Origin of the sequence: Noviherbaspirillum sp., from assembly GCF_035254685.1 — a bacterium.
GTDB lineage: Bacteria > Pseudomonadota > Gammaproteobacteria > Burkholderiales > Burkholderiaceae_D > Noviherbaspirillum.
In genome coordinates this window covers 1-22207 of record NZ_DATFAI010000007.1, presented here as the reverse complement: position 1 = coordinate 22207, position 22207 = coordinate 1, and the positions used below count along the sequence as shown (strand labels likewise).

Below are 22207 nucleotides of genomic sequence, written 5' to 3'. Positions count from 1 at the left end.
TCGCATGCCTGGACCACCTTCCGACGCAAATCCTCTGAATAGGGAGCAGCCATGAGGACACCTCCAGCTTCACAATCCCATGAGGACATCCTTTTGCGCCTGATGTTCCTTTCCCTTTTATTGATGTGAAAACCGCTCTAGCGGGATATGCCTGAGTGCTACAGCGGAGAAAAATTCACGCCACTTTGTGCTGTTCGCCAAGCGGCCTAACCTGCGCTCTCTAACAATCCTCGTAGCGCGATCAATTTCTCTTGCGACAGCCATATTGGAAGCCCCAACATTCATTCTGGTGGGAGCACTGTAAGCTCATATGCAAATGGCTGTTCCGTCTCGAAGGCGGCCAATTCGCCCCACGCAGTTTTCAGAAAAGTAACTCGCATGTGCTCGTTGTAGAAGTGCTCATCTTGCAGTTCGGCCGCGTAATTTTCATGAGGTACGACGACAGCAACCTCCTCAGGCGGGAGAAATAGTTCATCAGCTTGAATACGCCATTCGCGCTCCCAAGAAAAGTCGATAGGGGGCTCAGCGTCTGGCTCATATCGCACATGACGCCAACGTAACGCATCAGGGAGCGTTGCGAATTCGTCGCTATGTTGATAAATGACAGGGCGCCCGCCTTGCTTGAACAGCCATTTCTTTGAAACCTTGATTCCAAACGGCCGGTAGCGACCGGACAACTGATGAAAGGCCGATTCAGGTGCCTCGGTGAAGCAAACGCACCGAAAACTACCTCTGATAGAGCCCGAACTGCCGACAAGCCGCTGCTCCGAAACGATCTGACGAAGAACCCCAAAAGCATCTGCCTCGGTAAGTCCTTTCATCCAGTGGACCAAGTAGTTCGATAAATCGCTACGCGGCATAGTCCAGGCAAGGGTTAATATGAGTGGAGGTATGCTGCCATAAGAAAATTATCGGAGCAATATCAGATAGGTGAGAGGAGCGATTGACCGCTCCTGGCCGCTTGCGGCATATCGGCAAGAAAGCAGCACAGTCCGCTTTCGCTGCAGCGCTAATGTGCGCAAATACCATATATCCGACAGCAAAGAATCGTAAAGTGGACCCTCTTTATCTGACACATCCTGTCGGATAAAGTCACGACTTATGCAGCTCAGATCTTGATGTGCCACTTGCCATCGATTCTTGTGAAAACGTACTTCAACACCAAACCATTCCCCACCTTAGTAGCGATTCCACACCTGTATGTGTTTTCCGCCGTCTCTTCGCACCCGATCTTTTTTGCCTCGACCTTCATCATGACGGGGTCGCCAATCAGCTTTTTTGTCGGGCCGAAATCGCTGATGGTTTCCAGCATTTCTGTTTCGGTCGGCTCGCTGTTTGCGCAGGCGGCAAGTGAAAACACGCAGGTGATCACAAAGGCAATGAGAACTTGACGGCTCCCTTTTATTTTCATGTTCGACAGGATTCAAAAAAGATGTCATCCGGCGCAAGGCCTGGCGCTCATGGTGCTGCGAAACTGAATCAGATGCTTTCCTTGTCGAGAAGCGCCGGATTGCTTGAGCAAGTTGCCGCCATTCCGGAACTGTCGATGGAAAAGTGACAATTACAAACGAGGCAGGCGAAACGCGCATCTCATAGATATGGGGTTTTGGGCAGGGAAAGATGGTAGCTGATGCCTTTTAACAAACGGGCACAAGATCGCTTCCAATGGTTTTTGCGATGAGTAAGTCGCCCAGCGTCTTTACGCGTGGAGAAACACCGGACGCTCGAGCAAGAATGGCATCAGCAGCACCGCCGTGCGACGATATGCTCAAGAACCCAGCAATGCCGCAACCAGGTCCCGCTTCCCGTCGCCGACAGTCGGTTCGAACTGCAGCGCCGCCTCGACATGATGCAGGTGATCAACCACCAGCCGTACCGCCTTCTCGACCTTGCCCTCCTTGGCAGCATCCAGGAATTCCGCGTGCTCGTCGGAAGAGCAGACCGCATCCTGGTCGGATTGGTACAACATCGTGATCAGCGAACTGCGCGCAATGAGTTCCTGCAGGATTTCCGTCAACACCTGATTGCCGGCCACCTGTGCGATAAGTACGTGGAAATCGCCGAGCAGCTGTGAGCGTACTTTTGAATTGCGCCCGGACAGCGCGTTGCGCTCGCTTTTGAGATGGCGCTCCAGGGTCTTGTAGTCGGACGCCTTGGCCCTTGCAATGAATTCGCGCGCCAGGGCAGCCTCGATGATGCGGCGTGCGGCGAAGATATCGCGCGCCTCGGATTCGGTCGGCTGGCTGACGAACGCGCCCTTGTCGGGAATGATGTTGATCAGCTTGTCCTTCGACAGGCTCAGCAGCGCTGCCCGGATCTTTGTGCGGCTGACGGAATAGACGCGCGACAGCGCTTCCTCGCGCAGCTTGGTGCCGGGCGGCAGCTTGTGCGCGGCAATGGCTGCCGCAATGTCTTCTGCAATCCAGGCGGAACTCCTCGCCGCACTTTCCTCACTTGTCGTTGCCATGTGCATGCCGCTGGCCAGGACGCCTGCGCCGGCCCTCATCCGTAAAGGTCTCGATGGCCTCAACTATACCAGCAGCGCGCGCCATTGAATACATTTTGTCTCCTATTTTTGTATACAATCCAAGAAGACTCGCTTATACTTGCCTGTCATATTCCCAGCGAAGCGGCAGGATGGAGACACCATGAACCAGGCGACCGATATCGGACAGCGCATCATGCAACGCGCCGACGAGCTGGCCCTCTGCACCGAAACACCCGGCATGCTGACGCGCACTTACCTCTCGGCAGCACATCGGAATGCGGCCGAGCTGCTGGCGCAATGGATGCGCGACGCGGGCATGAACGTACGCCGCGATGTCGCGGGCAATGTGATTGGCCGTTACGAGGGCATCGCACCGGACGCGCCTGCGCTGCTGACCGGATCGCATTTCGATACGGTGCGCAATGCCGGCAAATACGATGGCAACCTCGGCATCCTGCTGCCGATCGCCTGCGTCGCCGAATGGCACCGGCAGGGCCGCCGTTTTCCTTTCGCCATTGAAGTGATCGGCTTTGCCGAAGAGGAAGGTGTGCGCTTCAAGGCCACGCTGCTTGGCAGCCGCGCCCTCGCCGGCAACTTCGACATGGCAGTCCTCAACAGGCACGACGCACAGGGATCGACCATGCGCGAGGCAATGAGCGCTGTGGGCCTCGACGCGAATACCCTGCCGCAGGCTGCATACCCGCGCGAGAAGGCGCTTGCCTACCTCGAAGTGCACATCGAACAGGGTCCGGTGCTGCTCGACGAACAGCTTCCCGTTGGCGTGGTGACGGCCATCTCCGGTGCATCGCGCTTCTGCATCAATGTGAACGGCCTTGCCGGCCATGCGGGCACCGTGCCGATGGACTCGCGGCGCGATGCGGCCATGGCGGCAGCTGAAATCGGCCTGTATATCGAGAAACGTTGTTCTGGCGTTCCCGGCCTGGTCGGCACAGTCGGGCAGTTTGATGTGCCGGACGGCGCCGCCAATGTCATACCGGGCAAGGCCGTCTTTACCATCGACATCCGCGCGGAGACGGACGACGTGCGGCTGGCAGCCGTACGCGATGTGCTGGACGAAATGAAAAGGATTGCGGCGCGCCGGCGGGTGACGCTGGAGATCAACCAGACGCACGAGGCGAGCAGCGTGCCGTGCGCGTCCTGGCTGCAGGATCAACTGGCGCAGGCCATTGCCGGCCTCGGCATGCGGGTGCGCCGCCTGCCCTCAGGAGCCGGCCACGATGCGATGGCCGTTGCCGCGCTGACTGATGTCGCAATGCTTTTTGTCCGCTGCGGCAACGGCGGCATCAGCCATCACCCGGATGAATGCATGAGCGCGGACGATGCACGCGTCGCCGCCGATATCTTCAGCCGCTTCGTCGAACATTTCGCGGAGCCTTGACTTCTTTGGAGACAGACAGGAATGAGCATGACAACGATACAAATCGACGGCTTTACCCTCACGGCCGAACAGGTGCTTGCCGTAGCGCGCGACTCGAACGTGAAAGTGTCGCTGGCGGACTCCTCCCGCGCTGCCCTGAAGGAAAGCCGCGACTACATCGAGTCCACCTGGATGCACGATGAAGCACCGATGATGTACAGCTTCAATACCGGCGTCGGCCTGCTGAAGGACACGCGCGTCAAGGTCGAGCACATTGAACTGTTCCAGACGCAGATGATCAAGGCGCATGCCGCTGGCATGGGCGAGCCGTTTTCCGAGCAGGTCAGCCGTGCGACGATGCTGCTGCGCGCCAATGCATTCGCCAGCAACTATTCGGCACCGCGCGTCGAAGTCGTGGATCGCCTGCTTGCTTTTATTAATGCCGGCATTCATCCGATCATGCCGCAGAAGGGTTCTGTCGGTGCATCTGGAGACCTCGCTCCGCTCTCCTATCTTGCCGCCGCCGTGGCAGGCTTCGATGAGGCAGATGTGATGTACAAGGGCCGCCGCATGCCGGCCACAGAAGCGATCAGACAGGCAGGCATCGAACCGGTCAAGTTCGATCTCAAGGCCAAGGACGCGTCGGCGCTGATCAACGGCTGCACGGTATCGCTTGCGGTCGCCGTGCTGGCGGCGGACGATGCCCGCAACTTGCTTTCCGATGCCTGCTTGTCGCTCGGCCTGACGCTCGAAGCGATGCGCGCCGAAATGTCTGCCTTCGACGAACGCATCCACCGGGCGCGACCGCATGCCGGGCAAATCAAGACCGCGGCGATCGTGCGCAAGCTGCTGAGCGGTTCCACGCGCACCACACATGACGCGCGCGCCGTGCAATTCCCGGAAGAATCGCGCCGCACCGACATTCCTTACACTGCACGCATCCAGGATGTCTATTCGCTGCGTTGCGCGCCGCAGGTCTACGGCCCGGTCTTCGATGCGCTCGATTACATCGACAACATCGTCGCCAAGGAAATCAATTCGGCCACCGACAATCCGCTGATCTTCGGCAAGGAAGGCGGCGGCTTCGAAATCATCTCGGGTGGCAATTTCCACGGGCAGTACCTGGCGCAGGCAATGGATCTGCTGGCCATGGCGGTAGCCGACCTTGGCAGCATCTGCGAACGCCGCATCGCGCGCCTGATTGACCCCACTTTGTCGTGGGGCCTGCCGCGCAACCTGATGAGCGGCATCCGCGGCGTCAACACCGGCTACACGGTCGTGCAGTGCTCGATGAGTTCACTCGTGATGGAGAACCGCACCTTGTGCATGCCCGGCAGCGTCGACAGTATTCCCGCCAAAGGCAACAGCGAAGACCATGTCTCGAACTCGACCTGGTGCGCCCGCAAGGCGGCGACCGTGGTCGCGAATACGCAATACATCATCGGGGTGGAAATGCTGTTGGCGGCGCAGGCACTGAGCATGACGGAATCGCTGTTGCCGGGCTTCACGCTTGGCCAGGGCACGCAGGCGGCTTATGAGGAAATTCGTCGCCAGATTCCCGCATGCCTGGATGGTGATCGCTGGTTCCACAACGATATTCAGACCGCGCATTCCTTTATCGCCAGCGGCTCGGTGCGTAGTGCGGTCGAGAAGAAGATCGGCAGGTTTGCCTGAGCATCGTTGTCGCTTCCTCCCCGATGGTGCAAGCGGCGATCATTACGCCGCTTGCAGACATCAATTCAGAACTGCTCCCACTCGTCGTTGTCCACCGCGACCGCTTTGCCAATCTGCCTGGTCCCGGCTCTGTTCGTGGCTTTGGGACTGCCCACACGAACGCGCTCGTTGACCGGGAGCTTTCTCGGCCTGACGGCTGTCACGGAATGCGTTTGCTGTACCGACAAGCTTTGAGCAAGGGCGGCGTGGTGACCATCAAGCTTGAACACGCCGACAACTTTGGCGAGCGTCGCCGCTTCCTCCTGCAAGGCCTGTGATGCGGCTGCGGCCTGTTCAACCAACGCGGCATTTTGTTGCGTCACCTGATCCATCTGTGTGATCGCCTGGTTGATCTGATCAATCCCGGAGGTCTGCTCCCGGCTTGCTGCTGCAATCTCGCCCATCAGGTCGGTCACGCGTCGCACGCTGTCGACTATTTCACGCATGGTCGCCCCGGCCTCATCCACCAGCTGGCTTCCGACCTCTACCTTTTCGACTGAATCGTTAATGAGCGCCTTGATTTCCTTGGCGGCGCCGGCGGAGCGCTGCGCCAGGTTGCGGACCTCTGATGCCACCACTGCAAAGCCGCGCCCCTGCTCTCCGGCGCGCGCAGCCTCAACCGCGGCATTCAGCGCAAGAATATTGGTCTGGAACGCGATGCCGTCGATCACCGCGATGATGTCGACAATCTTGCGCGAGGAGTCGTGAATGGATCCCATGGTATCGATGACCTGGGACACGACGGCGCCGCCTTTGCTTGCCACTTCCGATGCCGAGACGGCCAGTGCATTGGCCTGATGCGCGTTGTCGGCATTTTGCTTGACGGTGCTCGTCAGCTCTTCAATGGATGCTGCAGTCTCTTCCAGCGAGCTTGCCTGCGCCTCGGTTCGCGACGACAGGTCCATGTTCCCGGAAGCGATCTCGGCGGAGGCATTCGCGATGCGGTCGGTTCCATTGCGCACCTGGCTGACGATCTCCATCAGGCCATCACTCATGGACTTCAAGGCCCGCATCAACTGCCCCATCTCGTCTTTCGAGCGCGCGTCGATTTCCTGCGTCAGGTCGCCTGACGCGACGCTGGTGGCGACCTTGACCGCCTTGTCAACGGGAACGGTAATTGCGCGTACCAACCACCAACCGACGAGGCCCGCGAGCAGCAGCCCGACGGTGAGCGCGACTATGCAGGAGTCCCGGACCCAGCGGTATATGTTCAAGGACCTGGTGTACTCTTCCTGCGCAATATCGAGCTGGAGCTTGATCAGCTGATTGATGTTTTCACGCACAGGCTGAAAGAGCGTGGTCATCGGGCCATGCAATACCTCCGCACCTGCCTTTGCATCTCCGGCGCGCAGTGCAGCCATCGCCGGCATGAGAGCTTCTGCGACGTACTTCTTCCGATGCTCGGCGAAGGTATCGGCAATCTTGCGTTCACTGTCGCTCAGATAGGTCGCCCGGTACTTGGTCCAGATCTTGTCTGCTTGATCGATATCCCCTCTGATCTCGCCTGCAGCCGGTGCCATTTTTGCCGGATCGCCAGTTAACGCCTTGCCCATGGCCATTTCGCTCCGGTTCAGGAGGCGGACGATCTCGTCCAGCTGGCCGAGGCAAACAAGCCGGTCGTCATAGATCGTTTTCATTGACGTGTTCGCGTTCCCCAGGCTGATGATACCGACGAGCCCGCCGATAATGAGCTCCAGCGACAGGAATGCTATGACTGCGATGATTCGCATCTTGAGCGTGAGATTGGATAACATGTGCTTCCTCATGAGGGATATTGACTGGCGCAGGAGACAAGGCCGACATTCGCATTTGCCATGTTGTTCCCGCCTGTAATGAACGCATTCCAGCGACGCATCGAAGGACCCGGGTTTAACTGACCGCCATTGACTCGACCTTCGGATGCGCGGTATTCAGTTGCGCAGCCTCCAGGGGTGGAATCACCTTGTCGATGTCGAGCAAGAGGATCATCCGCCCGTCCAGCATGCCGAGACCGTGAAAGCAGTCCGCATCGATCACGGCATCCATGCTGGGCATCGGCCTGATCTGATCCCGCGTGAGCATGACGACGTCCGAAACGCCGTCCACCACTGCGCCGACCAGGCCGGTTGCGACATTGAGAATCACGAGGACGGTCAGCGCGCCGTAGGTTGGCGGCGCGATATTGAGCTTGATGCGCATGTCGATGATAGGAACGACAGTGCCTCGTAGATTGATGACGCCCTTGATGAAATCCGGTGTGCCGGCGATGCAGGTCACGGCTTCATAGCCGCGCAATTCCTGCACGCGCTGAATGTCGATGGCGTATTCCTCGCGCCCCAGGCTGAAGACGAGATATTCCGCTACCCCTTTTCTGTGCAATGCGGCCATATCATCCGGGCCGGGTTGCGGTTCGCCGCTGGCAATCTGCATAAGTGTCATCCTTCGTTTCACAGGTTTGAAATGCGTGGGATTCGTTCCGATTTGTTGATTCCAACGTTTTTATTACTTCACATGGGATTTCTGCAAAAACGTGCATGTTTTCGCTTTGCCCGCGCGTGAATACGATTCATAATGTCGCCATTAATGTTTCGCCTGTCTCCAGCACTATTTCCCGCCCCGGAAAATCGACAAGCGACAGTTGAGTAAAACCAATTATAACGAATTTAATGTTTTACTGTTTGAATCATTAATTGATCTTGAATTCCCGGACTATGAAAAGCACGCCAATCCCCGACGGCGAGGTATGCACCACCCAGGAGGCTGCGAAGCTTCTTGGCATCTCTGTCACATCGGTACAACAGCTTGTGGAAGCGGGCGCCATCAAGGCATGGAAAACAAAAGGCGGCCACCGCCGCATCCCCCGAAATGCCGTCCTCGCCTACAAGGCGAAGGCCGGGCACGTGCAGGATTCGCCGGAAGCCCGGACCAAGACGCCCGATGACCTGACCCGAATCCTCGTGGTCGAAGACAACGAGCTGCAACGGGGCATCTATCAAAAGCAGATTTCATCGTGGGACCTGAATGCCGAGGTCCGCTACTGTTCCAATGGCTATCAGGCCCTCATGGAAATCGCCGGCCATCGCCCTGACGTCGTCCTTGCGGACATCATGATGGACGGGATCGACGGCTACGAAATGATCAATACCGTTCTTGCCTATCCTGACCTGGCCGACCTCAACATCGCGATCCTGTCCGGCATGCCGTCCGACGCGCTGACGGCACGCGGCGGCATTCCCAAGGGCGTCGTCTTCTTCGGCAAGCCGATCAATTACGATGAGTTGCGAGGCTACCTGCGCGCCTGCTGCGCCCAGAAAGCGCGCAGGAATCAGACGAATCGGGGCTGAAGAAAACAACGAAGGAATCCATCCCGTCAGCCCCTCCTCCATCGCCTCCACCGCTTAATCCAGGCGCCCCTTCCTGCAAAGGGCATCAGGCTTGTTAGAAATTCGATTAATTCGTTTTATTTGACAAATTTAGTTTATTCGTGGAATATTTGCCTATCCACCGCCCTTTGGACGGTTCCCACCAATAAGGCTCACCATTTCATGAATCACTCTTTTCGCCTGATCGATCCTCAATTGCTGATGAAAGCCACGGGTAATGACGAAGCCGCTTTCGTCCATTTGCTGGGTGTCTTTCTGCGAATCGCTCCCGAATCCCTTGCGGCGCTCGAAAGCGCTTTCCGGCAGGGAGATCAGCGCGCCATCGAGAAGGAGGCGCATTCCCTCAAGAGTTCGCTTGCGCTGGTTGGCGCAACCGCTGCCAGCGACCTGCTGGGCTCATTGGAAAAGAATGCACGGCGCAATCAGGCGAACAGTGACTGGGGCAGTTTCGATTCAGTCCGATTCGAGATTCAGCGGGTGATCGACGAAGTCAGCGATTTTCTCGCTGCTCACTAACGAACTGGCATCGCGGCGTAATGCCGGGAATGTTCAGTCACTCAAGTGTCAATCGATTGGGGAAGCAGAGATGATGGATGGCGCAGCGGTCGCAACACCAGGCAGATTACGCAATCACCGGGCCCTCGTACTGGAAGACAACGAATTTCAGCGGGAAACGATCGCTGCAACGCTCCTATCCCTGGGAGTCGGTCATGTGTCGCAAGCATCGAACGGCCGCGACGCCCTGGATCTCATCGAGGATGACGCCAGGGGCTATGACCTGGTCTTGTGCGACCTGCACATGGCCGACTCCACCAAGATGGATGGCATCGAGTTCCTCCGGGCCGCGCGCAAGCATCGGATCGGCTCGCTGATCCTGATGTCCGGCATCGAGGAGGACCTGTTTGCTTCGGCGGAAATGCTCGCCTCCGGACATGGTGCTCCGCTCATCGGCCGCCTGCACAAGCCCATCGATCCTCGCCAGCTTTGCGCAATCCTGCAATGCGCTTGCGCCGCAGCTCCCCGCACAGATGCTGGCGCAAGACCATCGATTCAATCCGCGTGGAGCAGGACGGATCTTCGCATGGCGTTGAAGCGGGAACAGTTCATTCCTTTCTTCCAGCCGAAGGTGGATCTGACCACCGGCCAGGTTATCGGAGCGGAAGTGCTCGCTCGGTGGCAGCATCCCGACCTCGGCATACTCCCGCCTTCGGAGTTCATTCCATTGATGGAGAAGCATCACTTAATCGACGGACTTACCGATCAGCTGATGCAGTGTGCAGGCGCTGCCGTCAGTGCCTGGTCCCGCGCCGGACTCGATGTCAGCCTGGCATTGAATGCCTCGCCCACGACCTTGCAGGATGTCAGCATTCCGAATCGCTGGCGGTCCATCGCCGCCGAACACCATGTCGATCCCGGAAAGCTGATGATCGAAGTCACCGAGACGGCGGTCGCCAACGACTTCCACAGTCTGCTCGAGACCTTGACGCGCCTGCGCATGCACGGCTTCGGCGTGTCGCTGGATGACTTCGGCACGGGCTACTCATCGCTGCGGCAGCTCAGCGAACTCCCCTTGACGGAAGTGAAAATCGATCGCGCCTTTGTCATGCGCGCTCCAACGTCATCGCGCGCAGTGCTGATCATCGACACGATCATCCAGCTGTCGAAAAAACTCGGATTGACCACTGTTGCCGAAGGCATCGAAACATCGGAGATGGCCGACTTTCTTCGCACGGCGGGATGCGACATCGGGCAGGGCTTGCATTACGCCGCGCCGATGACCGCGGACGCCTTCTGCAACTGGGGCGCGCAGAGAGACCGTGCCCCACGCGGCGCAACGGTGTTACCCTAGTCACCAATTCACGTCCTCATCCTTCCGCGCTTTATCCCATGTTCGGTCCCAACATCAACGCGCGCCGCGCAACCACCTGGATCGGATCGGTTCTCGTCCTGTCCATTTCGATCACGGCCGCTGTCTCGATCTGGGCATTGCGCCAGCGCGCGACCGAGGACTGGCGCACGCATATGGATACGCTCTCGCTCATCCTTGCTGAAAATACATCGCAGATCATTACCTCGGCGGATCTTGTCCTCACTAGCATTGCCGACGATGTGATGTCACCCACCGTCGGCAGCGACGCGGAATTGCGGCAAAAATTCAGTACCCAGGCGGCGTTCCAAATGCTGCGCGAGCGGATTCGCGGCATACCGCAAATCGACGTCGCAACCATCGTGGCGGAGAACGGCGATGTCATCAATTTCACCCGAAGCCACCCTGCACCCGCCATCAACCTTTCGGATCGCGATTATTTCAAGGAACGCCGGGCCAACCCGAACCTTGGCGTCTTCATCAGCCAGCCAGTCAGGAACAAGGGCAACGGCACATGGACCTTTTACCTGAGCCGCCGCCTCGATGACGCCAACGGCCGCTTCATGGGCATGGTCCTGGTGGGAATTTCCTCTGATTTCTTCGTCAACTTTTTCGAGAAGATCAATCTCGACCCGAACTCGTCCATCAGTCTCTATCGCAATGATTTCACGCTGCTGGCGCGCTGGCCTATCGTGGATGACATGCTTGGCAAGAAGAACTTCGGCGGCTCCACCTATAAGGTGATAGAGAGCGGTGCGAACAAAGGCGTGCTGATCGTGGATACGCCACGCATGGCGGCGCATGGACAGACGGTGCAGAGAATGGGCGCCGTGCGCGCCGTAAACAAGTATCCGCTGGTAGTGAACGCCACCATCACGGAGGACGTGTATCTCGGCGAGTGGTGGGAGACCGTCCGGCATGTCACGCCGATTGCCGCAGGAAGCATCATCGCGGTCGTGATTTCATTCCTTCTTCTCGCACGGATTCTCAACCGGCGCGAGCGGGATGCTGCGCAAGCGCAAGAGCTCAGGAAGCAGGCCGAAGCCGCCAGCGAAGCCAAATCGAATTTTCTGGCCACGATGAGCCATGAAATCCGCACGCCCATGCATGGCGTGCTGGGCATGTCCGAACTACTGCTTGAAACGGAACTCAACCAGGAGCAACGTTTCTACGCGACCAATGTTCACAGCAGCGCCGCATCGTTGCTGCAGATCCTGAACCAGATACTCGATTTCTCGAAGATTGAAGCCGGCAGGGAAAACATCGAATGCGTAGCATTCTTTCCGGCAGAGCTGACCAATAATGTGGTCAACCTGCATCTCGCGTCCGCCCACAAAAAGGGGCTGGACATCATCCTGCACGACGAAATGCCTGCACACCTGGCACTGCTCGGCGATCCATTGAAGATATCGCAGGTCCTGGGCAACCTCCTGAGCAATGCCATCAAGTTCTCCACCTCCGGCGGCATCACGATCACGGCTTCGATAGTGCCAGCCCGCAGCAGCGAGAACATGGTCAGGCTCGAATACGCCGTGCACGATAACGGCACGGGCATTGCGCCGGAAGCCATGCCGCAACTGTTCAAGGCCTTCTCGCAAGCTGATGCCACTATCAGCCGCAAACATGGCGGAACGGGTCTGGGTCTGGCCATATGCAAGCGCCTGGTGGAACTCATGCATGGCGAAATCCACTGCGCCAGCACCGTGGGTTTTGGAACGACCCTCAGCTTTTTCGTTCTCTGCAAGAGCGTCCCGACTGCGAGCCGCGCTCCCTCGGCCAGCCCTGCTGGTCACGCAGATGACCAGCGCCGTGCGCAAATCTCACATCATCCAATGTCACGCCGGCTGAAGGTCCTTCTGGTTGAAGATGGCGAACTGAACCGGCAACTGATGCATATCCTCCTGGCGAAGCTTGAGTGCAACGTAACGGACGCGAATAACGGAGAACAGGCCCTCGCCGCTGTGGAGCAAGAGAAATACGATCTGGTCCTGATGGATTGCATGTTGCCCGGCATGGATGGCTTCGAAGTAACGCGACGCCTCCGTGCGCGGGAAAGCACATATGCCCTCCCACGCCAGCCAATCGTCGCAGTCACCGCCAATGCAATCCATGAAGACCGCGAGCGCTGCATCGCGGCCGGGATGGATGATTATCTCGCCAAACCCTTCACATCAGCGCAGCTGGGCGAGATGCTGAATCGCTGGCGCAAGCAGATACAAGGCCAGGAAGAAACCTGCAGCTGAGCGTGGCAGGTCATGCTGCTTGACGCTGACGCCCTCGCCACCCCTTCTAGCCTGCTCAATCAACCCACGAGAACTCGGCAGTGAAGTGCCGCAGGAACTTCGGCTGCTTGGTGATCCTCACGCCGCGGATGCTTGCCGCACGCTCCTTCACCTCGGCGATCACTTCGGCGGCGTAATCGAAGTGCGATTGCGTGTACATGCGGCGCGGGAAGGCGAGGCGCAGGAGCTCCATCTTGTGATAGGTCTCGCTGCCGTCGTCAAGGCGCTTGCCGAACATCACCGAGCCGATCTCGACACCGCGGATACCGCCTTCGAGATAGAGCGCGTTGCAGAGCGCCCAGGCTGGGTAATGCGCGACCGGCATGCTGGGCAGCACCGTGCGTGCGTCGAGATAGACTGCGTGGCCGCCGGTCGGCTTGACGAAGCCAATGCCGGCCGCTTCGAGCTTGTCACCGAGATACTCCGCGGTGCGCAGACGGTAGCGCAGGTAGTCTTCGTCGAGCCCTTCTTCAAGACCGACTGCAAGCGCTTCGAGATCGCGTCCGGCAAGGCCGCCGTAGGTTGGAAAGCCTTCCATCATGATCAGGTTGTTGCGGATGTCGTCGAGCCAGCGATCGTCGCGCAGCACGATAAAGCCCCCGATGTTGACCATGCCGTCTTTCTTCGCGCTCATCGTCGCACCATCCGCATACGAAAACATTTCGGCGGCAATCTCGGCAACGGGCGTGTTCGCATAGCCCGGCTCGCGCATCTTGATGAACATCGCATTCTCGGCGAAGCGGCAGATGTCAAGAATGAGCGGCTTGCCATATTGCTTGAGCAGCTTTGCATAAGCGCGGATATTTGCCATCGACACCGGCTGGCCGCCACCCGTGTTGTTGGTGACGGTCAGCATGCCGAACGGAATGCGGCCGCCTTCCGCCTTGAGCAGGGCCTCGACGCGCCCAAGGTCGATATCGCCCTTGAAGGGATGGACCAGGCCTGGCTGCAAGCCTTCGGGAATCACCAGGTCGGCGGCCTCGACGCCGAGGTATTCCAGATTGGCGCGCGTGGTGTCGAAGTGGCAGTTGTTGGGAACCAGGTTGCCCTTCTTGCAAAGTGCGGTGAACAGCACCTTCTCTGCAGCGCGGCCCTGGTGCGTGGGGACAAAGTGCTGCATGCCGGTGATCTTGCGGATCACCGCTTCGAGGCGATAGAAACTGCGGGCACCGGCATAGCTCTCGTCACCCTCCATGATCGCGCCCCATTGGCGCGAGGACATGGCGCCGGTACCGGAATCGGTCAGCCAGTCGATCAGCACATCTTCGGCGCGAAGTTTGAAGACGTTCAGCTTGGCCTCTTCGAGCAGGCGCGTGCGTTCTTCGCGCGACGTCATGCGGATTGGCTCAACGCTCTTGATGCGGAAAGGTTCGATCATTGTTTTCGGCATGTTGGCTCCTCAACTGTTGTTTTTGCAAGCCGCAAAAGTAGCGCCGGAAGATGGAGCGTGGTGTCGGTTTTTTGCAACGCACGTCAAAAATTTCTGGCCGTGCGCATGCGGACAAGCAAGTCAATGAAGCGGGTTCAGGACATTTCGCTATCGGCGCTGACAGGCGCTATTCCCTATGCGAAATATGCGTTTTATCCCGGCGTACGCGGGGACACATCCAGCAGCGCATGAAAAGATTCATGGACCATATATCTTCTGGCACAATATCGGTCGTCGAGTCTCACCGATCACACTGACAGCAATACAGAGGAAGAATGATGCAATCCGAAACTTTTCAGTTCAAGGCAGCCTCCACGCAGGACTCCATGACCGGCGCGGTGCGCGTACTGAGTGGTATCGAGGGTGTTGGCGCAGTCACACCATCGCTGATGCGCAACGAGGTCACTGTGCAGTTCAATGACGACCTGACTTCAAGACAACACCTTGAAATCATGTTGACCAATGCAGGCTACGCTATCCAGCCATCGGGCAGCACTGGCGGTGGCTGCGGAGGTGGCGGCGCATGCACTTGCCGCTGATACTCCATTAGAAAGCTTCAAGCACATCACCCTCCCCATGCCGGGGAAGGTGATGTAGTTCATTTCACCACATCCGTCAGGCGAAAGCCGCCTATCCGGATGATCTGCTCAATGCATTCCCTGGCTTCGACGTCGCGCTCGTTCTCAAGCCGACGTGCAAAGTGCTGCAAGATGCTCTGCCGGTTGTGGCCCTTCACGGCGATCACGAACGGAAATCCGAATTTCTCGTTGTAGCGGCGATTCAACGCCTGCAGTTGCGCGAATTCCTCCGTGCTGCATTGATCCAGACCTGCCCCCTTTTGCTCGCGCGTCGATTCTTCCGTCAGCTCGCCGCGTACTGCTGCTTTGCCGGCCAACTCCGGGTGCGCGCGGATCAGGCGCAGGCGCTCCTCCTCGCTGGCCTGACGCACTACATCGGCCATCGCTTGATGCAGTTGCGGCACGCCGGTGAAAGGCCGCTGCGCTGCGGCACGTTCGGCCACCCATGGGGAATGCTCGAAGATCGCGCCCAGTGCGTCGGTGAACTCTTGCGGCGTCATGGCGTTGAGCGCCGCGATGGAAAATTGGCTTGTGCTCATTTCGCCACCTGATAGGGATGGTTTCTGGTCCAGTGGTTGGCAATGTCGATGCGTCGGCAGATCCAGACCTTGTCATGTGACTGCACGTAATCGAGAAAACGTTGCAGCGCGCGGAAGCGCCCAGGTCTGCCGAGCAGACGGCAATGCATACCGATCGAAAGCATCTTCGGCCGGTTCAGGCCCTGCGGATTGCCTTCTTCATACAGGACGTCGAAGCTGTCTTTCAGGTACTGGAAGAACTGCTCTGCGCTGTTGAAACCCTGCGGGGTTGCGAAGCGCATGTCGTTGCTGTCGAGGGTGTACGGCACCACGAGATGCGGCTTGACGCTGCCGTCCGACAAAGTAACCTCCGTCCAGAATGGCAGGTCGTCGCCGTAGTAATCGGCGTCGTAGGCAAAGCCGCCCTGCTCGACCACGAGCCGGCGCGTGTTGGGCGAATCCCGCCCGGTGTACCAGCCGAGCGGCGCGCTTCCAGTCAGCTGGCGCTGGATCTCGATCGCAACACGCATATGCTCGCGCTCGGTGGCCTCGTCCATGTTCTGATAATGAATCCAGCGCCAGCCGTGGCAGGCAATTTCATGACCAAGCTCCACGAAAGCCTGCGTCACCTCCGGATTTCGTTGCAATGCCATGGCGATGCCAAACACGGTAAGGGGCAGCGTGCGTCGCTCGAACTCGCGCAGGATGCGCCATACACCGGCGCGCGAGCCGTATTCATAGATCGACTCCATCGACATGTGGCGCGCCTCGTACGCCGCGGCGCCGACGATCTCCGACAGGAACTGCTCGGACGCCTTGTCGCCATGCAGAACGCAGTTCTCTCCGCCCTCTTCATAGTTCAGTACAAATTGGACCGCAATGCGAGCCTGGTCAGGCCAGTGTGCGTGGGGAACATTGCGGCCATAGCCGATCAGGTCACGTGGATAGAAAGTCTGGGTCTGCATGGTAGACAAGTGAGGTTGAGTTATTCGCTGCCGTGTGCATTCGCTCTGGCGAGTGTCTGCGCTTCGGTCTGCGAGCTGATACCGTTGAAATACAGATTAAGCAGAACGGCAGATATGGCCGTCAGCAGGATGCCGCTGTGTAGCAGCGTCGATAGCGATTTCGGCATGTGCTGTGTGAAGTTTTCGGCGGCCAGCGGCACCATGCCGAAGCCGATGGAAATCGCAACGATGAACAGGTTGTTTCGGCTGCTCTGGTAATCGACACTGGCGAGAATGCGAACCCCGGTTGCCGCCACCATGCCGAACATGACCAGGCCGGCACCGCCGAGCACGAACTGCGGAATCGCCTCGGCAGCCGCGCCAATCTTGGGAATGACGCCCATCACCATCAGGATCACGCCGCCCGCGACACACACCCAGCGGCTTTTCACGCCGGTCACGCCGACCAGACCGACGTTCTGCGAAAAAGAGGTATACGGGAAGGTGTTGAAAATGCCACCAATCAGCGTGCCCAGGCCGTCGACCCGCAGGCCGCGAGCGATGTCCTCCTGTCCGATCGGCTTGCCCGTCATGTCGCCGAGCGCGAGGAACATGCCGGTCGATTCGATCATCACGACGATCATCACCAGCACCATGGTCAGGATCGCGATGGCGTCGAAGGTCGGCATGCCGAACTGGAACGGCGTGACGAGAGCAAACATCTTTGCGCTCGCCACCTTGGCAAAACTGACCTTGCCGAACAGGAAGGCCACTGCGGTACCGACCACGATGCCGCACAGCACGGCGATATTGGAAAAGAAGCCCTTCCCGTATTTCGCGATCAGCAAAGTCACCACGAGCACGAACAAGGCGAGGCCGAGGTTGTCGAGCGCGCCGTAGGCGGGATTGGGAACAAGCGGTGCCGGGCCGGCCGGCAAAGCGGTGCCGGCGGCCTTTGCCGCCTCGACCATCTTGATGAAGGCGGGATCTGGAATCTTCGCGAGGTTCGGCGGACCACCCATCGCCCAGCCGACTCCGACCTTCATCAGCGACACGCCGATAATGGTGATGACCGAGCCCGTGACGACTGGCGGGAAGAGCGCCAGCACACGGCTGACAAAGGGGGCGATGAGAATCGAAACGATACCCGCGCCAATGACGGCACCGAATATGCCGGTGATGCCGAGCGCCGGGTTGTTGGCCATGGCGAGCATCGGGCTCACGGAGGCGAAGGTCACGCCCATCATGACCGGCAGGCGAATGCCGAACAGTTTGCCGATGCCCAGCGACTGGATCAGGGTCACCAGGCCGCAGCAAAACAGGTCCGCGCTGATCAACGCCGCCACCTGCTCCGGCTGCAGCTTCAATGCACGGCCAATGATCAGCGGAATCGCGATCGCGCCTGCATACATCACCAGCACATGCTGCAAACCCAACGTAGCGAGCTTCCCCGCCGGCAGTCGTTCATCGACTGCGCAGACGGTACCCGGCGTACTGCCTTCCCGTGCCATGGCCTCGGCCACGGCGCCCTGATTGATCGTCATTTGTCGTCTCCACCTGGTTGGACATGTCGTCCTTGTATATTTTGTCGGGCGCGGGTGAGGCTACTCGCTCGGCTTGCCCAGGGCCGCGCGCAAATCGAATCGTTTCTCCGGGCGATGCAGCATGCGATGGCTGCATTCATCGAGGTGATGCGCCATGGCCTTGCGGGCGCGCTGTTCATTTTTCTTTTCGAGCGCGTCGACTACCGTGAGGTGTTCATCGAAAGAGCACGGCTGCTGGCCGGTGGTCTCGGCGGTGGAGATCAGCAAGGTGGTACGCGACACCAGGCGGCGCAGCATCTCCACTAGCAGCGCATTGCCGCTCAGTTTCGCCAATGCGATATGGAAGTCTGCCGAGAGCCGAATCCACAAGGGGCGATTGCCCTGCATGTAGGCCTCGCGCTCCTGTGCAATCATGTCGCGCAACATGGCGAAATCGGCAGCGGTCGCATTCGTCGCCACCTTCTGCATCACCAGTTGTTCGAGCGTCTGGCGCAGCTCGAACATGTCATGCGCCTCCTGCTCGCCCGGACTGGCAATGAAGGCGCCCCGATTCGGCTCGAGATCGACCAGGCCGTCGGCCGCCAGCTTCGTCAGCACCTTGCGCACATTGTGTCGGGCCATGCCGTAGATGCCGCCGAGCGCCTGTTCCGTCAGCTTGGTGCCCGCGGGCAGGCGATGCTCCATGATCGCGTCATAGATTTCCAGGTACATGCGCTCTTCCGGCGGCACGCGCGACTCGTGTGCAGCACTGGATACGGCAGCAAGTTTGGGGCGAGTGGCCATGGTGGTGTTGCCTCGAATCGAAAGGCGGGACGAATAAACCCGCGCAGTCAGTGATGTGTCAAATAACGTCAAGAGCGTTGACGAGGATGCCAACGGACCATAGAATTGTCAACAATTTCTTCTGCATTTTGTTCAATCTCACTGGGCAGCTGCAATCTCCCCACGCGCCGGCGGAGACACTTCACGCCCCTGCGCCGAGGCCGTTTCTGCGCCTCTGCCGCCTCTACCCACAGTTTTCGATACGGAGTGACACGATGAGTCGATCATTGAGCCGGTTAACGACGCATGTGCTGGACATCGCCCATGGCAGGCCGGGGCGAGATGTGCAGGTCGATCTTTACAGGATTGTCGACAATCAAAGATCTTTATTGTTATCAACAATTACTAATCCGGATGGCCGTTGCGATAGCCCGCTGCTTGAAGGCGCGGCCTTCCAAGCCGGCGTCTATGAACTGGACTTCCATATCGGCGATTACTTCGCCGCGCAAGGCGTCGCGCTGCCGGAACCGCGCTTCATTGACGTGGTGACGTTGCGCTTCGGGGTGGCGGATACATCCCGGCACTATCACGTGCCGCTGGTCGCCAGCCCTTGGAGCTATTCGACCTACCGCGGCAGCTGACGGCACGCACCCGCACACGAATTAAAGAGGAGACACGAAAGATGGAAGGTTATTTCCTGGACTGGGCCAATCTGCTGATGCGCTGGCTGCATGTGATCGTCGCGATTGCCTGGATCGGCGCATCGTTCTACTTCGTCTGGCTGGACAATCATCTCAAGGCGCCTGTCGACGGTGAACTCACGGCCAAGGGCGTCGGCGGCGAACTGTGGGCGGTGCACGGCGGCGGCTTCTACAATCCGCAAAAGTACCTCGTCGCGCCGGGCAACCTACCCGATGACTTGCACTGGTTCTACTGGGAGTCGTACAGCACATGGCTGTCAGGGCTGGGATTGTTCTCGCTGCTGTACCTGTTCAATCCCAGGGTGTTCCTGATCGATCCGAACGTGGCCAACCTCTCGCCGGAGGTCGCCATCGTGGCTGCGCTCGCCTTCCTGGTTGTTGGCTGGCTCGTGTATGACCTGCTCTGCCGCGTCCTGCAAAAGAATGAACGTGTGCTGGCTGTGCTGGTCGTCGCCTACGTTGTCGCAGCGGCGTGGCTGGCCTGCCATCTGTTCTCGGGCCGTGCCGCCTTTCTGATCTGTGGCGCGATGATCGCCACCATCATGAGCGCCAACGTATTCTTCTGGATCATTCCCGGCCAGCGCAAGGTTGTCGCCGCGATGAAGGCCGGTCTGCCGGTCGATCCGATCCATGGCCAGCGCGGCAAGCAGCGCAGCGTGCACAACACCTACTTCACCTTGCCGGTGGTGTTCGCGATGCTCTCGAACCACTATCCCATGACTTACAGTAGCAAGTACAACTGGCTGGTACTGGTGCTCATGATGCTGTCCGGAGTGCTGATCCGCCAGTACTTCCTGCAGCGCCACAAAGGCAAGGCCAATCCGGCTTACCCGGCGGTGGCCATCCTGATCATCGGCGCGCTCATGGCGTGGATCGCGCCGTCTCCGGCGAAGACGAGTGCAGCCTCTGACAAGACCATCACTGCCGACGACGTACGCCAGATCGCGGCCGCACGCTGCGTGCAATGCCATTCTGCCAAGCCGACGCTAATGCCAACCGCCGCAAAGGGCATCATGCTCGATAGCGTTGAGGAAATCCGTTCGCACGCGCAGCAGATCTACCAGCAGGTAGCGGTGCAGAAGAATATGCCACTGGGGAACATGACAAAGATCACCGAAGAAGAACGCGCGGTGATCGCACGGTGGTTTGAAACCGGGGCCAAATAAACCGGGCGCAGGCGTCAGAGTCATTTCAGCTTTGACGATTTTGGAGAGTCAAAGCTGCCCTCCAGATTAACCCGGTCGCGAATGCTCTTTGCCGGGTATAGGACAGCGGGGGGATGCCCATGCAGGCGACGAACGCTGCTCGTGGCCGCATCTCGCTGGAGATCACCACAGCTCATTCAACGGCCTGCAATGTTGAAATGTGGTAGCGAGTTCCTTGCGACATCACTTCTAGGGAGAGGCGAGCCTGAACAGAAACAAGCGACTCCGGAAAACTGTTGTCCGCTTTGTTGTCTCAGGAGGCGCGAAGGTAGCCGCGACACCGAGGATGATTCGAATTGTATATATTGAATGATGGTAGATACAACGGCGCTTTTAAAGATTCATATTACATAGATCTTTTATGGTAGAGTCGCGGTTATCGACTTTTGCAAACTCACGACGAATCCCTTAGGAGAAAGCATATGAAACGTCTGGACGGAAAAACGGCTGTTGTAACAGGTGCAAGCAGCGGCATTGGACGCGCGATTGTCGAGCGATTTATCTCCGAAGGTGCAAAAGTTTTCGCTTTTGCCCGTAATGCCGAGGCGCTGAAAGCACTGGAGGCTGCCTACCCTGAACAGGTTATTGCCGTTAATGGCGATGTCACGCATCAGGAAGACTTGAAGCAACTCGTCGAGACGGTTCTGAGGAATGTCGATGCCATTGATATCCTTATCCCGAACGCCGGAATCGCCCGCGTAGTATCGTTCGAGGACAGCACTGCCGAGGCATTCGCCGAACAGTTCTCCGTGAATTTGTTTGGGGCGGCAGAGACAGCGCGCCTCTTTGCTCCCCATATCCGCAAGGGTGGATCGATACAATTCATTACGACCTTCTTGACTCAGGTCGGATTCCCGGGGCTTGCCATTTACAGCGCCAGCAAAGCCGCGCTCAAGTCCCTGTCACAGACACTTGCAGCCGAATTGGCGCCAAAAGGTATCCGAGTAAATTCTATTGCGCCTGGTCCGATCGCGACGCCGTTGTGGGGCACGGTTGGCTTACCAGCCGATACGCTCGGCGCTGTGGCAGACAAAATCAATGCTCGACTTATGCAAGGAGCGTTTGGTCAGCCTGAGGATATTGCTGAGACTTCGGTATTTCTGGCCTCCGATGCAGCGAAGAACATCTACGGTCAAGAAATTGTGGTTGATGGCGGTTATACCATCGGATAAGAAAAACGGGCAGTCAAAGCGTGGCCTGGCAAATGACGAACGCAGCATCGACTGATCGGTTTTTCAGGCCGCTGGAGTTTTGAAGCCAAGCAGTCGACATAAAGCAAAAACGCCCCGGACTCGTTGGAGCCGGGGCGTTTCTGGTATAACAAGCCTGACGATTACCTACTTTCACACTGGTTGCAGCACTATCATCGGCGCGAAGTCGTTTCACGGTCCTGTTCGGGATGGGAAGGGGTGGTACCAACTCGCTATGGTCATCAG

At 58.5% G+C, this 22207-nt stretch carries 20 protein-coding genes and 1 rRNA gene; 10 read left to right on the top strand and 11 right to left on the bottom strand.

Annotation, left to right across the window (positions count from 1 at the left end):
• Positions 1-281: 281 nt before the first annotated feature.
• The 3 genes from VJ698_RS01585 to VJ698_RS01575 all read right to left on the bottom strand — a co-directional run bounded on the left by VJ698_RS01585 (position 282) and on the right by VJ698_RS01575 (position 2467).
• Positions 282-821 (bottom strand): hypothetical protein, encoded by a 540-nt coding sequence (locus VJ698_RS01585; RefSeq protein ID WP_324100897.1) that lies wholly within the window; start codon positions 819-821, stop codon positions 282-284.
• Positions 822-1108: 287 nt separating this feature from the next.
• Positions 1109-1411, bottom strand: coding sequence for a hypothetical protein (locus VJ698_RS01580; protein ID WP_324100896.1), 303 nt, complete (start codon positions 1409-1411; stop codon positions 1109-1111).
• 357 nt (positions 1412-1768) lie between these two features.
• Positions 1769-2467, bottom strand: a complete 699-nt coding sequence (locus VJ698_RS01575; RefSeq protein WP_324100895.1) for a GntR family transcriptional regulator — start codon at positions 2465-2467, stop codon at positions 1769-1771.
• Positions 2468-2648: 181 nt separating this feature from the next.
• Between VJ698_RS01575 and VJ698_RS01570 the strand changes: the two genes are divergently transcribed.
• Both VJ698_RS01570 and VJ698_RS01565 read left to right on the top strand, forming a co-directional pair.
• Entirely contained in the window at positions 2649-3887 is a 1239-nt protein-coding gene (locus tag VJ698_RS01570; protein ID WP_324100894.1) for an allantoate amidohydrolase, read from the top strand.
• Positions 3888-3914: 27 nt separating this feature from the next.
• On the top strand, positions 3915-5540 hold the full coding sequence (locus VJ698_RS01565) for an aromatic amino acid ammonia-lyase (protein ID WP_324100893.1): 1626 nt from the start codon (positions 3915-3917) through the stop codon (positions 5538-5540).
• Positions 5541-5605: 65 nt separating this feature from the next.
• On the opposite strand, the gene VJ698_RS01560 is transcribed toward VJ698_RS01565, so the two are convergent.
• Both VJ698_RS01560 and VJ698_RS01555 read right to left on the bottom strand, forming a co-directional pair.
• Positions 5606-7333, bottom strand: coding sequence for a methyl-accepting chemotaxis protein (locus VJ698_RS01560; RefSeq protein ID WP_324100892.1), 1728 nt, complete (start codon positions 7331-7333; stop codon positions 5606-5608).
• A 115-nt stretch (positions 7334-7448) separates the two neighbouring features.
• Complete coding sequence (locus VJ698_RS01555; protein ID WP_324100891.1) at positions 7449-7988, bottom strand: chemotaxis protein CheW; 540 nt, start codon at positions 7986-7988, stop codon at positions 7449-7451.
• A gap of 281 nt (positions 7989-8269) precedes the next feature.
• Between VJ698_RS01555 and VJ698_RS01550 the strand changes: the two genes are divergently transcribed.
• From VJ698_RS01550 to VJ698_RS01535, 4 genes are all read left to right on the top strand, one after another.
• Complete coding sequence (locus VJ698_RS01550) at positions 8270-8902, top strand: helix-turn-helix domain-containing protein (RefSeq protein WP_324100889.1); 633 nt, start codon at positions 8270-8272, stop codon at positions 8900-8902.
• Positions 8903-9103: 201 nt separating this feature from the next.
• Positions 9104-9457, top strand: coding sequence for an Hpt domain-containing protein (locus VJ698_RS01545; protein WP_324100888.1), 354 nt, complete (start codon positions 9104-9106; stop codon positions 9455-9457).
• Between the two features lie 70 nt (positions 9458-9527).
• On the top strand, positions 9528-10790 hold the full coding sequence (locus VJ698_RS01540; protein WP_324100887.1) for an EAL domain-containing response regulator: 1263 nt from the start codon (positions 9528-9530) through the stop codon (positions 10788-10790).
• 38 nt (positions 10791-10828) lie between these two features.
• Positions 10829-13051 carry a hybrid sensor histidine kinase/response regulator gene (locus VJ698_RS01535; protein WP_324100886.1) on the top strand — a complete coding sequence of 741 codons (2223 nt, stop codon included), beginning with the start codon at positions 10829-10831 and terminating at the stop codon, positions 13049-13051.
• Positions 13052-13106: 55 nt separating this feature from the next.
• Here the strand turns inward: VJ698_RS01535 and VJ698_RS01530 are convergent, their stop codons facing one another.
• Complete coding sequence (locus tag VJ698_RS01530; RefSeq protein ID WP_324100885.1) at positions 13107-14480, bottom strand: tryptophanase; 1374 nt, start codon at positions 14478-14480, stop codon at positions 13107-13109.
• A 314-nt stretch (positions 14481-14794) separates the two neighbouring features.
• Here VJ698_RS01530 and VJ698_RS01525 point away from each other — a divergent pair, with 314 nt between their 5' ends.
• Positions 14795-15058, top strand: coding sequence for a heavy metal-associated domain-containing protein (locus tag VJ698_RS01525; RefSeq protein ID WP_324100884.1), 264 nt, complete (start codon positions 14795-14797; stop codon positions 15056-15058).
• 59 nt (positions 15059-15117) lie between these two features.
• Here the strand turns inward: VJ698_RS01525 and uraD are convergent, their stop codons facing one another.
• From uraD to VJ698_RS01505, 4 genes are read right to left on the bottom strand one after another with little or no spacing between them, the layout of a single operon-like run.
• Entirely contained in the window at positions 15118-15636 is a 519-nt protein-coding gene (gene uraD, locus VJ698_RS01520; RefSeq protein ID WP_324100883.1) for a 2-oxo-4-hydroxy-4-carboxy-5-ureidoimidazoline decarboxylase, read from the bottom strand.
• Complete coding sequence (gene puuE / locus VJ698_RS01515; RefSeq protein WP_324100882.1) at positions 15633-16580, bottom strand: allantoinase PuuE; 948 nt, start codon at positions 16578-16580, stop codon at positions 15633-15635. Before puuE ends, uraD begins: the two co-directional genes overlap by 4 nt.
• A 20-nt stretch (positions 16581-16600) precedes the next feature.
• Positions 16601-18103, bottom strand: a complete 1503-nt coding sequence (locus VJ698_RS01510; RefSeq protein WP_414691077.1) for a nucleobase:cation symporter-2 family protein — start codon at positions 18101-18103, stop codon at positions 16601-16603.
• Positions 18104-18163: 60 nt separating this feature from the next.
• Positions 18164-18886, bottom strand: coding sequence for a GntR family transcriptional regulator (locus VJ698_RS01505; protein ID WP_324100881.1), 723 nt, complete (start codon positions 18884-18886; stop codon positions 18164-18166).
• 266 nt (positions 18887-19152) lie between these two features.
• On the opposite strand from VJ698_RS01505, the gene uraH reads away from it, so the two are divergent.
• From uraH to VJ698_RS01490, 3 genes are all read left to right on the top strand, one after another.
• Positions 19153-19506 (top strand): hydroxyisourate hydrolase, encoded by a 354-nt coding sequence (gene uraH, locus VJ698_RS01500; protein ID WP_324100898.1) that lies wholly within the window; start codon positions 19153-19155, stop codon positions 19504-19506.
• Positions 19507-19547: 41 nt separating this feature from the next.
• Positions 19548-20732 carry a urate hydroxylase PuuD gene (locus VJ698_RS01495; RefSeq protein WP_324100880.1) on the top strand — a complete coding sequence of 395 codons (1185 nt, stop codon included), beginning with the start codon at positions 19548-19550 and terminating at the stop codon, positions 20730-20732.
• Between the two features lie 461 nt (positions 20733-21193).
• A complete protein-coding gene (locus VJ698_RS01490; RefSeq protein ID WP_324100879.1) occupies positions 21194-21943 on the top strand; it encodes an SDR family oxidoreductase in 750 nt (249 codons plus the stop codon).
• A gap of 152 nt (positions 21944-22095) precedes the next feature.
• Here the strand turns inward: VJ698_RS01490 and rrf are convergent.
• A 5S ribosomal RNA gene (gene rrf, locus VJ698_RS01485) occupies positions 22096-22207 on the bottom strand.